Source organism: Cupriavidus necator A5-1 (assembly GCF_000744095.1).
GTDB lineage: Bacteria > Pseudomonadota > Gammaproteobacteria > Burkholderiales > Burkholderiaceae > Cupriavidus > Cupriavidus necator_A.
In genome coordinates, this window is sequence record NZ_JQLI01000001.1 from 677,756 (window position 1) to 691,676 (window position 13,921).

Consider the following 13,921-nt stretch of genomic DNA (forward strand, 5'->3'; position numbering starts at 1 on the left):
TTTGGCGCGGTCTCCAATAGAGGCCCAGACGCCTTGCGCCGCGAAGCCGGCGGAGGCGCGCTCTCGCGGTCACGGCTGGCGCCAGTCCGCACGGCGTGCGCCCTCTACAAATTGGAGCGCTGTCTTTCCGCGCCCGGACGGGACTAAGGCGCCGCTACGATTTTCACCACAGCAGTGCTTTCCCGAACGATCAGCTCCGGCTCGAATTCGTCCTGCAGATCTTCCCGCCGTACCGCTCCTTCTATCTGCGCAATGATGTTCCTCGCGGTCAGTTCGCCGATACGCACGGGGTTCGACCGCATGGTTGTCAGGGTAGGCGTGATAAGTTCTGCGACCTGCCAGTCCCCGAAACCGGTCACGGAGATATCGTCCGGAATGGACCGGCCCAGAGCACGGCACTCGGCGATGGCGGCGACCGCGATGAAGTCGTTTATGCAGATCAGTGCGGTAGGCCGATGTGGACTGGTCAGACAGGCGCGCGCTGCGGCGCGGGCCGGCTCGACCTCATAGGGAGTGGGCAGGACCAGCTCCTCGCGCAGTGCGATGCCGTGTTCGCTGAGCACGTCCTTGACGCCTTCCAGCCGCTGGACCGACAGATGCTGGGTGTTCAGCGGCCCCGGGAGGACGGCGAATTCGCGGTGCCCAAGGCCTACCAAATAGGCGGTCAGCCGCCGCATCGCGAGCCGGTTGTCGTAGCCAACCGTCGGATGGCTGCCTTCGCGATCCGTTGCCCACATCAGCACATAGGGGACATTGTGCTTATGGATAAGAGAGAAGACTTCGGGGTGATGCTGCGAGCCGATGATGGCGATGCCGTCCACGCGCCGCTCCAGCAGTTCCCGCGCACAGCGCAACTCGATTGCGCTGTTGTCGCGATGACACGTCAGAAGAACGGTATAGCCGAGCGCTTCGAGCTGCTTCTCCAGGGTATCCACGGCTCTTGCGTACAGTTCGTTCATCAGCGTCGGCGCAATGATGCCGATGGACATGGTCCGTCCCGAACGCAGGATTCGGGCAGCGGCAAAGGGCACGTAGTCGAGGCTGGCAATCGCTTCCTGCACGCGCTTCAGAGTCTCAGGCCGCAGCAGTTCAGGTGCCGACAACGCGCGCGATACGGTGGCGGAAGACACGCCGGCAAGGAGAGCGACCTGTTTCACGTTGACCATATTTGGCATGCCTCGAAAACGAAGGGAAGAGCAAGGTTGGAGTGAAGGATGAGCCCGTCCAGGGGTGCCCTGGCGGCCCGGCCTGACGCCGCATTGTATCGCCGGGGGCAAGTCCCGCTGGTCAGGAACGCCGCGCAAGCGCCGGTCGCGGCAATGCGGCCGGCGCTTGCCGCGGCTAGTCGAGCCGCACCTTTGCCGAGTCCGCAACCTTTTTCCATTTGGCGAGTTCGGCGCGAAAGAAGGCATCGAACGACTCCGGCGTGCCGCCGACGATCTCGGCGCCCTGAGCCATCAGCTTCTCCCGGATGTCCTGATATTGCAACGCCTTGTTGAACTCAGCATTCATCTTGGTGATGATGGCCGGCGGTGTGCCCGTCGGCACCATGAAGCCGCCCCAGGATACGGCCTCATAGCCGTTAATGCCCAGTGCTTCGTCTACCGTGGGAACATCCGGCAAGGACGGGAGGCGCTTCTTGCTGGTGACCGCAAGCGCGCGCAGCTTGCCGCTTTTGACCTGCGACATGCCGGCCAGGGCCGTCGGCAGCGCGACATGGATCTGCCCGCCCAGCACGTCGGTCAAGGAGGGTGCGTCGCCCTTGTAAGGGACATGCGCCATCTTGACGCCCGCCATGGTATTGAGCAGTTCGCCCGCGAGGTGGTTGCTCGCCCCGTTGCCTGCCGAGCCGAAGGTGATCTGGCCAGGCTTATCCTTGGCCATGGCGATCAGTTGCCTCAGATCCTTGATGGGCGAGTTCGCCGCCGTGACGATGATCAGCGGAACCGTAGTCACCAGGATCACGGGCGCGAAATCCTTGACCGAGTCATAGGGCAACTTCGAATAAACCGCAGGATTGATCGCATTCGGACCAAGGTTGGCCATCAGCACCGTATATCCGTCCGCGGCCGATTTCGCCACGAGTTCGTTTGCGATGATGCCGTTGGCGCCCGGCCGATTCTCGATGACGACCGATTCTCCCCAGGCCTGGCTAAGCTTTGCGCTCAGCAGCCTGGCGGTGACATCCGAAGCACCGCCGGGCGGATAGGGCAAGACCACCCGGACCGGCTGGGCTGGCCAGTCCTTGGCTGCCGCGTGCTGCCACCCGGAGATCGCTGCCAGGCAAAGCAGGGCGGCGGACGCTTGTCGTAGATATCGATGCATGATGGGGTCTCCTGTCTCCTGATGCGATCCTGCTTCGGGATCGCGCATGTGCTACCTGCGGTTCAAATCGTTCCTCCATTGCGCAATCCCGAAATCCGGTCCGCGGACCAGCCGAGGTCGCGGCTCAGGATATCGTCCGTATGCTCGCCGAGCACTGGCGGGGCACGCCGATACTCGACGGTTGAGCGGGAGAACTTGATTGGGTTGGCGATCTGCGGCGCGATCGCTCCGCTTCCATGGGGAAGCGAGAACACCATGCCGCGCGACCGCACTTGCGGATCCGACAAGGCCTGTGGAATCGTATGGATCGGTCCGCACGGCACGCCGGCGGCTTCCAGTCCGACCAGCCAGGCTGCCGTGTCGCGGCCACCAAATCGCTCCGCCAGCAAGGACACCAGGCTTTCGCGGTGCTTCAGGCGCGCGGCGTTGGTCGCGTAGCGCTCATCGCGTGCCAGTTCGCCCAGTTCCAGTGCGCCACACAGGGCGCCGAACTGCCGGTCGTTGCCGACTGCGACGATCAGCGCGCCATCGCTGGTCGCGAACGATTGATAGGGCGCGAGGTTCGGATGGGCGTTACCCCAACGTCGTGGCTCGGAACCCGCTACCAGGTAGTTGGAAGCCTGGTTCGCGAGCCACGCGACCTGCGTGTCGAGCAGGCTCATGTCGATGTACTGGCCGCGTGCGCTCTCGACCCGTTCGAACAACGCGCTGACGATGGCCACCGACGCGTACATCCCTGTCATCAGGTCCGAGATAGGTACGCCGCATTTCTGCGGCCCTCCGCCGGGGAGGTCGTCGCACTCGCCGGTGATGCTCATGAGCCCGCCCATGGCCTGCACAACGAAGTCGTAGCCGGCCCGGTGACTGTACGGCCCGCTCTGCCCGAAGCCGGTGATCGAACAGTAGACCAGGCGTGGATTGAGCTCCGCCAGCGTGGCGTAGTCCAGGCCATAGCGCCGCATGTCGCCGCATTTATAGTTCTCGACGAAGACGTCGGCCGTCTTCGCTAGTTCGCGCAGCAGGGCCTGTCCCTCCTCGCTGCTGACGTCCACGGTGATCGAGCGCTTGCCACGATTGGCGCAAAGAAAATAGGCCGACTCAGTCGTCTGGGTGCCGTCTTCCCGAGCAAGGAAGGGCGGCCCCCAGGCGCGCGTATCGTCCCCGCTGCCGGGCCGCTCCACCTTGATCACGTCGGCACCGAGGTCCGACAGCAACTGGGTGCTCCACGGTCCCGCAAGGATGCGGCTCAGGTCGAGCACTCGGATGCCTTCCAAAGGTCCTGCCATGGTTTTGCCTCCTGTGAATGCCAGAGCTTCAGCTCGGGTCGAACAGCACGCCGGGATTTAGGATCTGCTTCGGGTCGAACGCTTGCTTGGCCGCCTTCAGCGCGGTGCAGAAAAGCTCGGGCCGCTCCTTGTCATACCAGGGCCGATGGTCCCGTCCGAGCGCGTGGTGGTGCGTGACGGTGCCGCCGGCGTCCACCATGGCCTGTTCCGCCACCCGCTTGATTGCCATGTACTGCTCGGGAATGCGGGACTTGTCCCCATAGGCAAACCAGGTGAAGTAGGGCGCAGGGCCGTCCGGATACAGGTGGGTGAAGCGGCAGGTCACCGAGCCCGGGCGGCCCGTCACTTCGCGGATGATGCGATGAGTCTCGGCCTTGACGTGCTGGTGAAGCGCGGCGAAGCGGTCCCACGTGACGGCAGTTTCCATGGTTTCGCGCATGACGCCGCGCGCAATGGCGTACTCGCGCAAATAGGGTCCGCGCAGAAACTTGTTGCGCCAGCTTGCCGTAGCCGAATCGGCGCCTTCCTCCTTGGCTGCCGGAGTGGTATCCCACTCGCCGGCGCATTCAGCGCAGATCTCCAGCGCGCGTGCCATCCACGCATCGACCGGGTGATCCGCCGACTCGAAGCCCAGCACGAGGATGTCGTAGGTGCCGTCGCTTGAGCCGGTGTAGGCCGCCTCCTCCCGCTCAACCAGCCGCGCGTTGGCGGGGTTCAGGCCCGACTGGGACAGCAGCCGCGTCGCCTCGACACCCTTCGCATAATCGCGGAAACGAACCGTGGTCTGCTTGCGGAAGATCGGGCGGCGGTGCAACTTGACCCAGGCCTCGGTAATGATGCCAAGCGCGCCCTCCGAGCCTAGAAACAGCCGGTCGGGATTGGGGCCCGAGCCCGATACCGGAAAGCGGCGCGACTCGATATTGCCCGCGGGGGTCACGACCTTGAGGCTTTCGATGTGGTCGTCGATCTGCGTGTATGCAGTGGCGAAATGCCCGGCGGCGCGGGTCGCGATCCAGCCCCCCAGCGACGAGAACTCCCATGCCTGCAGGAAAAAGCGCATGGTCAGCCCGGTCGGCTTGAGTTGACGTTCCAGGCTCGGCCCGAGCACCCCGGCCTGGATGCGCGCGGCCTGGGAGGTCTGGTCGACTTCCAGCACCTTGTCGAAATGTTTTAGGTCGAGTGTGAGGACGCCTCGGTAGCGATCGTGTTCCGGGGGGGTCACCCCGCCGACCACGCTCGAGCCGCCGCCGTAGGGTACGACGGCGAGCTGTTGGCGGCCGCACCAGTCGAAGAGATCGACGATGTCCTGTTCGGTCTTGGGATACGCGACGACGTCTGGCGGGTTCGGGAACTCCTTCCGGATGGCCCGCGCCACGTCCACCGTACCGGCGCCGTAGGTGTGATAAAGGCGGTCGTAGTGGTCGGTCGTGCAGATCTCGCGCAGCGTTGCAGGCGGCTGGACGCGCGGGGCGCGGAGCTCTATTTCGTCCGCAGTGGGGAAGGGCATGGCCTCGAAATGCTCGATGCCTAGCAGCCGGCTCCACGCGGCCTCGAACTCCGAGATTTCCTCCGGCGTGACGGTGTCCCCTTCGTAGCCCCAGCCATAAAACTTCCGACGGCGTTCCTGCATGTCGATGTCTCCTTCGTGGTTTTCGTCGATGTAATCGATTACATTGCAGCACAAAAAATATTGCAGAGCCGCAGAGTGGGTGTCAAACTGGCAATGCAATCGATTACATCAGTCTAGGCGAGGGGAGAACGATGTCAAGGGCGAAAAGGGGATTTTCAGCAGAAGCGGGACGACGATGGAAGACGTGGGGAGAAGCGAGACAAGGGATTGAAGCGGCTAGGGGCACGGGTGTAGAACAGCCGACCGATGACGTAGCTAGATCCTATGAGACAGGACAAGCCGATGCCTAGAATCAGCGTGTCGTGCTTGGCTCACAGGAGAGCATCATGCGTACAGATCAGGCATACATGGGTACCGAGCGGGTGTTGGCGGTGTCGCTCGAACTGGCGGCCGCGAAGTGGAAGGTCGCGTTACATGACGGGCACCGCGAGCAGCCTGCGGTGCATACGGTCGCGCAGCCGCAAGCCTCAGCGCGTCTGCAGGTGGTGCTGGACCTGATCGAACAGCACAAAGACAAGTGGTCGCTGCCAGCAGCTGTGCGCGTCGTCGTAAGCTACGAGGCCGGCCAGGACGGGTTTTGGATCTGTCGCGCGCTTCAGGCGCGCGGCATCGAGTGCTACGTCATCGATCCGGCCAGCATTCCGGTCGAACGCCACAAGCGGCGCGCGAAGACCGACCGGCTCGATGCCATCAAGCTGGTGATCAACCTGCGCGCATGGCTACGCGGCGAGCGCGACCGCATGCACGTGGTTCACGTGCCATCGCCGCAGGATGAAGCGTCGCGGCACCTGATGCGCGATCGCGGGCAACTGCAGAAGGAAGTGCTGCAGCACTGCGATCGCATGCGCAAACTGCTGGCCACGTTCGGCTGCTGGGATGAGGTGGATCACAGGTACTTCGCCGGCCGGCTCGCCCGTGACGAAGTGAAGTGTCACGACGGCGCCCCGTTGCCGCCCGAAATGCGCGAGCGGTTGCTGCGCGAGTGCGAACGGCTGGCGCTGGCGCAGCAGCAACTCGAGGGTCGGCCGGGATTCGCAAAATATCCGCCACATCTCCGGCTAAGCCGCTGATTTGAATAGGAAATCGTCGATGGATCGAGTGGTGGCACGCGCCTCTGCAAGTCAAGTAGGTAATCGCCGAACCGGTTGATATGCTCGCGGCGGTATGGCGACAGACCCTTGAGCACTTCGGCATTCACCGGGTGCCCACGTTCCTGCAAATCCTTGAGCTTGCGTGACATCCACTGGACGTTGTGGAGGATGACCATGTTGGCGACCAGCTGGTTGTACTTGATCACCTTGCGCTGTTCGTGCCGCAGATTTTCGGCGATGACCCCGTCGCCACCAAACATCAACCACTGCGCGAAGTCATTGAACTGCTCGCTCTTGTTTGTCGCGGCATGAATGGTGCGCCGGAGTTCCGGGTCGTCCAGGTACTTCAGCAAGAACACCGTGCGGAGGACGCGGCCCAGTTCCCGGAACGCAAAGTACAGCTTATTCTTCGTGCTCTCCGAACCCAGCCGGCGCAGGATGGTCGACGGCGTCATCTTGCCGGCCTTGATCGAGACGGCAACCCGCATCATGTCGGGATAGTGTCGTTGGATCAGGTCCCAGTCGATGGACCGGCGGCACAGGCGCTCGATATGGTCGTATCTGCGTCGCCGGTCCGCCTTGTACAGCACCAAGTCCTTGATATTGCGCATGCGTGGCATCAGGTTGATGCCCAGCAGGTGGGAGAGGCCAAACACCGGCCCGCTCTGCGCCTGGGTATCGCCGTGAATGGTATCGGGCTGGATCTCCGAACCGTTGCGGATCAGCCCGTCCAGGATGTACACGGCCTCATGCACGCCGCACGGAATGAAGTTGCTGAAGAGCGCGATGTACATGTCGGAGACATGGTAGTAGCCAATTCCGCCGTACCCGCCATAACGGATGTGATACTCCGACAGCAGGTTCTGCTCATATAAGTTCCACTTCGTGCCATCCGCGGACGCGCGTTTGCCACTGCCCCAGTACTTCGGTAACGCGAACTGGTTGTACGCGTTGATAACCTTCACGATGGCCTTGTCGAGCCGTTCTTCCGTGACGTGGCGCAGGTTCAGCCACGCAATTTGCTTGCGGCTCAGCCCCTTGACGGAGCGGGCCGTCTGGCTCGGTCCCAAGTTGCAACCGTAGCAGAACAGCGTGCAGATAACGCGCTTGCGAGGATCGTCAAGAGCTAAAGTCGAAACTGGTGTACGGACGGGGAATTTGAGGCGCGGAGTAGAGGGCGGTGGAGCTTTCCGCTGAGAATCTGATTGTCGAGATCGGAAACCAGCACAAGAAAAGTCCACCATGAGCAAGGATAAAGGGAAAGAAGCAGTCGGTCTATCGGAAATCGGGCTTGGGCTCGAGGAGCTGATCAGGCGCGGGGCCCGGCGGGTCATCCAGGAGGCGATTGAAGTGGAGCTGGCAGAGCTGCTTGAGCAGTTCAGTAACGTCAAGACGTTGAGCGGGCAGCGCGCCGTGGTTCGCAATGGCTACCTCCCGGAGCGCGAGGTGCTGACGGGCGCTGGACCGATTGCCGTGAAGGTGCCCAAGGTGCGCGACCGGTCCGGTTCCGGCGTGAAGTTCAACTCGGCGATCGTGCCGCCGTATGTGAGGAAGTCGCCGCGGGTGAGTGCGGCGCTGCCCTGGCTGTACCTGAAGGGAGTCTCGACAGGCGACATGAGCGAGGCGCTGTCGGTGCTGCTGGGCGAGGATGCCAAAGGGCTATCGGCCAACGTGGTGAGCCGATTGAAGGCGCAGTGGGCAGACGAGCATGCGAGCTGGAATCAGCGTGATCTGTCGGCGGCGCGCTATGTGTATTGGTGGGTGGACGGCATCCACACGGGTCTGCGCAGCGAAGGCTCGGACGGGCAATGCCTGCTGGTGATCATCGGCGTTACGCCCGACGGCAGGAAGGAGCGCGTGGCGATCGGTGACGGCTATCGGGAATCGAAGGCATCGTGGGCAGAAGTACTGCTGGACCTGAAATCCCGCGGCCTGCAGGCTGGCCCGCTGGCGGCGGTCGGCGATGGCGCCATGGGATTCTGGGCTGCCCTGGAGGAGGTGTTTCCGGCCACGCGCGCCCAGCGTTGCTGGTTCCACAAGATGGGGTAATCGTACTTTTCGTGCAAAATCTGGCGGTTTCCCCGAAAGCCTTTGTCGACAAGGCTTTCCGTCAGGCCCACACCTGTTGGCCGCTGCGAATGAGTGGAGGGCGGAACATATCCGCCCGCGATTCGGATCGCGCCATCTCGATGGGGGCAAGAGATGCCGGGCTTGGGATTTCGCTATGTGGGAAGTGACCGGTTGCCAATGCGACTGTCGGAATTCGATGTGGAGCGATATTTCGCACTGACCGACAGCGACGTCGCGGCGATCAATAAGCGCTTTCGGCACGATCGGCGCGCCGGGGCGGCCATCCAACTGGTATTTCTGCGCGCAAGTGGGCATAGCCTCGGCCAGGTCAGTACGCTGCCGCGTCAGTTGCTCCACTACATCGGCCAGCGGCTCGGCCTACCGACGCCGACGATCGCATCGCTTCGGACCCTATATCGCCGGTACAAAACGCTCTATGACCACCTGATCTGGGCCTGCGGGTATTTGGGCTTGAAGTCAATCGGCCCGGACCAGTGGGCAGACCTCGAAGCATGGATGCGCCAGGATGCCAAGGAATCGCTCACGCTCGACGAACTGCTCCAGCACGCGAACTGCTGGCTGTACGAACGAAGGATTCTGATTCCCGCCGACCGGACGTTGCGGGATCTCGGACGATCGGTCTGGGCTGAGATCGAGCGTGACACTCTCGCCCTGATCGAGGCGACCGTCCCTGAGACGCAACTGAGGCGCGCCGATGCAGCGCTATCGAGCCAACACGACGCCGCAGACATGACCGTTCTCGACTGGCTCAAGACGCCGCCGGCCCGGCACAGTCCGACGACGCTCACGGAAACGCTGGAGAAGATTCGGTTTCTCAAGGAGATCGGGGTACACACATGGACGCTGGACACCGTGCCGATCGATAAGCAGCGTGCCTGGGCACAGCGGATTCAGGCGCGCCGTCCGGTGAAGACCCGCGAGCTCAAGGGGTCGACGCGCACTCTTGAGCTGGTATTTTTCCTGCGCATGACGCTGCTCGAGTTGACCGATTCGCTGCGCTATCAAATAGGGCGCCGCGTTTCCGATCTGGTTCGGCACGCCTACAACAAGACCACAACGAAACAGGCTCGCTCTGCAGTTGAATATCGACAACAACTGGTCGCGATCAAAGCGCTCGTTCGTGACAACACGCGCCCGGCAGAAGCCAGACTTGCAGAGATAGGAGCACTGCTTGGGGAGCTACCGGACAAGCCTCCCGCCAGCCATGCGGCCAGCGTGCGCGAAACGCTGACTGATGATTACCGGCGCATCCGTAGTCTCCTTGCACCCCTTTGTGAACTGGAATTCTCGGGTCGGGACACAGAACCAAGCCTGCAGCAACTCGAGCTTATCGCCAGGCTGCGCGATGACGGCGCGACGGAGTTGCCCATTGACCACGGAGTGCCGATTAGCGCCAACTGGCGCGCTTTGGTCGACTGCGACGATCGAAAGCGTGCACTGCGCGCTCTGGAAGCCGCCGCGATCACGAGCTTGCGCAAAGATCTGCGCCGCGGGTCGGTGTGGATCAACCACAGTCTGTCCTTACGTGAGCGCGACCAGATGCTGATTCCGCCGTCAGATTGGGAGTCCGAGCGAGGCCGGCACCTATCGTTATTGGGTCTACCAGCTACAGCGGATCCCTTTCTCGAGCGATTGACTGAGAACCTGAAGGCGGGCCTCTCGGCGCTGGAGGAGGCTCGCGAAGCCGGCCGCGTGATAATCGGCAGGGATGGCGCCCTGCACCTGTCAGCACTTGAAGCGCTACCGACGGACGGGATACCGAGGCGCACACGCGACCTGCTGTTCAAGGCGATCGGCACAGCTCAGTTTGCCGATCTGATGATGGAAGTGGATGTCCGCACGGGCTTTAGCGAAGTACTGCTGGCGCGGAAGGCACGCGATGCCAACGAACTTGTCTCGCTCTATGGTGCGCTGATGGCGCACGGCACCGAGATCGATGCGAAAGGCGTTGCCGCCATGATTCAGCAAGTCGATGCTGCGGCGATTTCGACCACAATGCGTGTGCTCGAGATGTCGGGCCGGCTGTCGCGCGCCAACGCGCGCGTGGTTGAGTTTCAACGTACGCACCCCATCACAGAGTTGTGGGGAACTGGGCAGCGAGCCTCGAGCGACTCAGTGAGCCTGGATTCTTCACCTCATCTGTTCTACGCTCGTGTCGATCCGCGTAGGCGCACCCATGCAGTCGGTATCTACACGCACGTCCTGGACCAGCATGGCATCGTGTACAACCAGCCCATCGTCCTTAACGAGCGCCAGGCGGGGGTCGCAATTGAAGGGGCAGTGCGCCACAGCGACACGCGCGAAGATGGCGGCCTGCTCGCGCTTGCCGTTGATACTCATGGGTATACGAACGTGGGGATGGCCATATCGAAGCTGCTCGGCTTCGATCTATGCCCGCGGCTACGCAATTTGTCGGAGCGCAAGCTCTATCTGCCACGGGGTATGGAGATGGCCAAAGATCTTGCTCCCATAGTGGATCATGGTATCTCATTGAAGCCTATTCGCGACGGCTGGGACGGGCTGCTGCGGCTCGTTGCATCAATCAAGTCAGGGCGTGTCAGCGCTGTCGTCGCGTTGCAGCGATTCGGCAGCGCACCCCAGGGGGATCCGATTTATCGGGCGGCGGAACAGCTTGGCAAGCTGCTGCGTACCCTGTTCCTGTGCGACTATTTCAGCAACGTCGAGTTTCGCCGAGAACTGCATGCGCTACTGCGATTTCTGGCTCCTTGACCCTGCTGACGAACCTGGTCATCGCATGGAACACGCAGCGCATGCAAGCGACGGTCGACGCCTGACGCGGCAAGGGGCAGCGAGTCGACGACGATTGGCTGCGCCGAATGGGGCCGGCGCATTCGGCGCATGTGAACTTTCGGGGCACGTTGCGATTTCCCCTCGAGCAGTACCAGGACATATTGCTCGAAGCGGCGCCCTGGCAGCGTGCGGAAGGATCGTGAGGGCCATCTTCGAGGAGGAGGCAAAAATGGACATCAAATGCCGACGCGGTCGACGAGGTTGTCCTCGCGCTGCTCTACCTGAATTTCTGCGGGGAGAATCGTGCCTGGAGGAGCTTTGATTGGGACGCGCTGAATCGCTTGCATGAGAAGGGGCTCATCGGGGATCCGGTGAACCGTGCGAAATCGGTGTGGCTAACCGACGAGGGACTAGGCGAGGCCGAGCGATTGTTCACGAAATACTTCGTCTGCGCTGGCGACTAGCAAGTGGATACCAGGCACATGTGATCTCTCGCACGCAAGCATGCAGCGCGCCTTTCTGCATTGTTCGATGGCTCTGAGGGGCTGCGTTTGCTGGCAAGGCTGGCGCCAGATTTTGCATCGAAAGGGATGCAAGTTGGTGAACTTGATGGTTTCTTTAACGCTTTGATTTGTAAGGGTAATTCTTAGCTCACCGCCAGATTTTGCACGAAAAGTACGATTACCCCATTTACGGCAGCCCGCGGCCATCACCGCCGGGCGATGCTCTTCTGGAAATCTTGTGCCGTAATTCTGCCTTCCAGCAGTAGCTGCTCGACGCAATCCAATCTGCGAGGGACTTTCGACTTTCCGATCGCGCGCTATGCGCATCGGCTCATGCCCACGGTGGCGCTCCAATCCGACTCCCTTGCGCGGTGGCGTACGGCATAAACATCCCGCTTCGAAATGACGGTGCCCAGAAATTCATACTCTGGGCTCGCAACATCCGCGGTGTACTCCTCCGGCCGGCAGGACTCAGGGCCGCATTCGGCTGTTCGGAAGGTCGCCTCCGTTCCCCGCCACCGCCGCCAGCGATCGTCGGGCGCCTGGGTAGTTACCGATGGAGCATCGGCGTTTGTCAACGTACTTGTCGCGTCACCTCACGCAACCTGCTTTAGTTCTGCTGGCTCAATCCGTTCCGGATTGAGCCAGACTTTGTCGGCCAAGCTCCAGTTCCGTGTCGACCCTGACCAACGCTCTGGCGTTCTGGCCTTCGCCTCTGCATAGACCGCTTCTCGTTGAGCCAGCACCGCTGCGGATATACCGCTATGGCGCTGCGCCGGTGTCACGAATTTCAGCCCACTATGCTTGTGCTCGTGGTTGTACCAACGCACGAATCGCTGCGTCCATGCGCGTGCCTCGTCCACGCTGCCGAATGCCTGGCGCGGGTAGTCCGGCCGATATTTGCAGGTCCGGAACAGCGACTCGGCGTAGGGGTTGTCATTGCTCACGCGCGGCCGGCTGAACGAAGCGACCACCCCCAGGTTTTCCAGGGTGGCCAGCATCGTCGCGCCCTTCATTGGACCGCCGTTATCCGAGTGCAGAACCAGAGGACGTCCAGCCAGACCTTCGGCCAAACTGGATCGCCGCATGAGCAACGCCGCCAACTCCGCCGATTCCGCCCGATGCACTTCGTGACCGACGATCTTGCGGCTGAACACGTCCAGCATCATGTACCAGTAGTAATACTGTCCCTTGATTTCCGCTGGCATCCAGGTGATGTCCCAGCTCCACACCTGATTGGGTCCGGTGGCGCAATGGCTGGTCACCACCCGGGCCGAGGGCTTGCGCGCACGACCACGGTGATGCTGCTGCGACGCACTACGCAAGACACGATAAAAACTCGACTCCGAGGCCACGTACTGGCCGCGGTCCGCCAGCGTCGGGACGATTTGGCTGGGCGGCAAACTGGCAAACTCCACGCTGTTGGCTACCTCAAGAATTAGCTGGCGTTCCGGCTCGCTGAGCTTGTTGGCTGGCGCTGGCCGCTCAGTGGTGGTGCGAGCATCTGCGACCACCTCATCGCCCTCCTGAACCCAGCGCTGGAAGGTGCGCAAGCTCAGACCCAACTCGTCGCAAGCGTGGGCCAGTCGGCAGCCTGAGCGTTCTGCCTCTCGAATCAACGATATACACAACCGGCGATCTGGGACGCTGATCAGTCGTCCTCTTTTTCTCCCCAAATCGCCTGGGCTTTTTTTCTCAGGATGAGCAACGCGGCCGCTTCCGCCAGCGCCTTCTCCTTTCGCTGTAATTCCTTCTCAAGCTGCTGGATGCGCTTCTTGTCACCTTTCGACTGAAGCCGTTGCTCTCGCGCCTGCTCACCTGCGTTGGCATTGGCCGATCGACAGGCCTCTCGCCAGGCAGCGATCTGCTCGGCGTAAAGACCCTTGCGGCGGCAATACTCGGCCAATTCCGCTTCATTGAGCGGCGCGGTTTCCAGCACCACCGCAAACTTGTCTGCCGAGGACCAGGCCTCGGGGTTCTTTCCATCTCCCGGCACCGGGACTCCTTGCGCTTTCATCTGTCGACGCCAAGCATACAGCGTTTGCTCAGTGATCCCCGTCTCCCTTGCCAGCGCCGACACCAACGCGTTCTCAGGAGGCATCATGCGGCGCAACAGCGCTTCCTTTCTCTCTGCTGAATAGGCTCTCATTCACTCTGACTCTACCGCCCCCAGACTGGGTCAATCGAAATCAGTAACACGACAACTATGCTGACACCGGGGGGCATGGAGAGGCCTTCTTACTC

General features: G+C 62.0%; 7 protein-coding genes and 3 pseudogenes. 4 read left to right on the forward strand and 6 right to left on the reverse strand.

All coding sequences use genetic code 11. The annotated features are described in order from the left end of the window. Positions 1–143: 143 nt before the first annotated feature. The 4 genes from K307_RS03130 to K307_RS03145 form a co-directional block, all read right to left on the reverse strand. The gene (locus K307_RS03130; protein WP_042876244.1) at positions 144–1,166 is read right to left on the reverse strand and encodes a substrate-binding domain-containing protein; all 1,023 of its coding nucleotides are present in this window, start codon (positions 1,164–1,166) and stop codon (positions 144–146) included. A 175-nt stretch (positions 1,167–1,341) separates the two neighbouring features. Beyond that, the gene (locus K307_RS03135) at positions 1,342–2,325 is read right to left on the reverse strand and encodes a tripartite tricarboxylate transporter substrate binding protein (protein ID WP_042876246.1); all 984 of its coding nucleotides are present in this window, start codon (positions 2,323–2,325) and stop codon (positions 1,342–1,344) included. Positions 2,326–2,387: 62 nt separating this feature from the next. Next, on the reverse strand, positions 2,388–3,611 hold the full coding sequence (locus K307_RS03140; RefSeq protein WP_042876248.1) for a CaiB/BaiF CoA transferase family protein: 1,224 nt from the start codon (positions 3,609–3,611) through the stop codon (positions 2,388–2,390). 28 nt (positions 3,612–3,639) lie between these two features. After that, on the reverse strand, positions 3,640–5,241 hold the full coding sequence (locus tag K307_RS03145) for an FAD-binding oxidoreductase (RefSeq protein ID WP_042881187.1): 1,602 nt from the start codon (positions 5,239–5,241) through the stop codon (positions 3,640–3,642). A 326-nt stretch (positions 5,242–5,567) separates the two neighbouring features. On the opposite strand from K307_RS03145, the pseudogene K307_RS03150 reads away from it, so the two are divergent. Beyond that, a pseudogene (locus tag K307_RS03150) lies at positions 5,568–6,257 on the forward strand (IS110 family transposase); the annotation flags it as partial. A gap of 42 nt (positions 6,258–6,299) precedes the next feature. Here the strand turns inward: K307_RS03150 and K307_RS03155 are convergent. Then, positions 6,300–7,456, reverse strand: a pseudogene (locus K307_RS03155) (transposase); the annotation flags it as partial. A 118-nt stretch (positions 7,457–7,574) separates the two neighbouring features. Between K307_RS03155 and K307_RS03160 the strand changes: the two are divergent. The 3 genes and pseudogenes from K307_RS03160 to K307_RS48970 form a co-directional block, all read left to right on the forward strand. Continuing rightward, a pseudogene (locus K307_RS03160) lies at positions 7,575–8,372 on the forward strand (IS256 family transposase); the annotation flags it as partial. Between the two features lie 171 nt (positions 8,373–8,543). Next, a complete protein-coding gene (locus tag K307_RS03165) occupies positions 8,544–11,153 on the forward strand; it encodes a Tn3 family transposase (protein ID WP_230625428.1) in 2,610 nt (869 codons plus the stop codon). A gap of 293 nt (positions 11,154–11,446) precedes the next feature. Continuing rightward, positions 11,447–11,638 (forward strand): DUF6429 family protein, encoded by a 192-nt coding sequence (locus K307_RS48970; RefSeq protein WP_051974610.1) that lies wholly within the window; start codon positions 11,447–11,449, stop codon positions 11,636–11,638. A 635-nt stretch (positions 11,639–12,273) separates the two neighbouring features. Here K307_RS48970 and K307_RS03175 read toward each other — a convergent pair. Continuing rightward, a protein-coding gene (locus K307_RS03175; protein WP_230625430.1) for an IS3 family transposase occupies positions 12,274–13,826 on the reverse strand; the annotation gives its coding sequence in 2 pieces (ribosomal slippage) (positions 12,274–13,364 and positions 13,364–13,826; 1,554 coding nt in all). Between the last annotated feature and the right edge of the window lie 95 nt (positions 13,827–13,921).

Bases quoted from the DNA above. Each gene is read 5' to 3' on its own strand.
- K307_RS03130 (WP_042876244.1), bottom strand. From the start codon at position 1,166: ATGGTCAACGTGAAACAGGTCGCTCTCCTTGCCGGCGTGTCTTCCGCC.
- K307_RS03135 (WP_042876246.1), bottom strand. From the start codon at position 2,325: ATGCATCGATATCTACGACAAGCGTCCGCCGCCCTGCTTTGCCTGGCA.
- K307_RS03140 (WP_042876248.1), bottom strand. From the start codon at position 3,611: ATGGCAGGACCTTTGGAAGGCATCCGAGTGCTCGACCTGAGCCGCATC.
- K307_RS03145 (WP_042881187.1), bottom strand. From the start codon at position 5,241: ATGCAGGAACGCCGTCGGAAGTTTTATGGCTGGGGCTACGAAGGGGAC.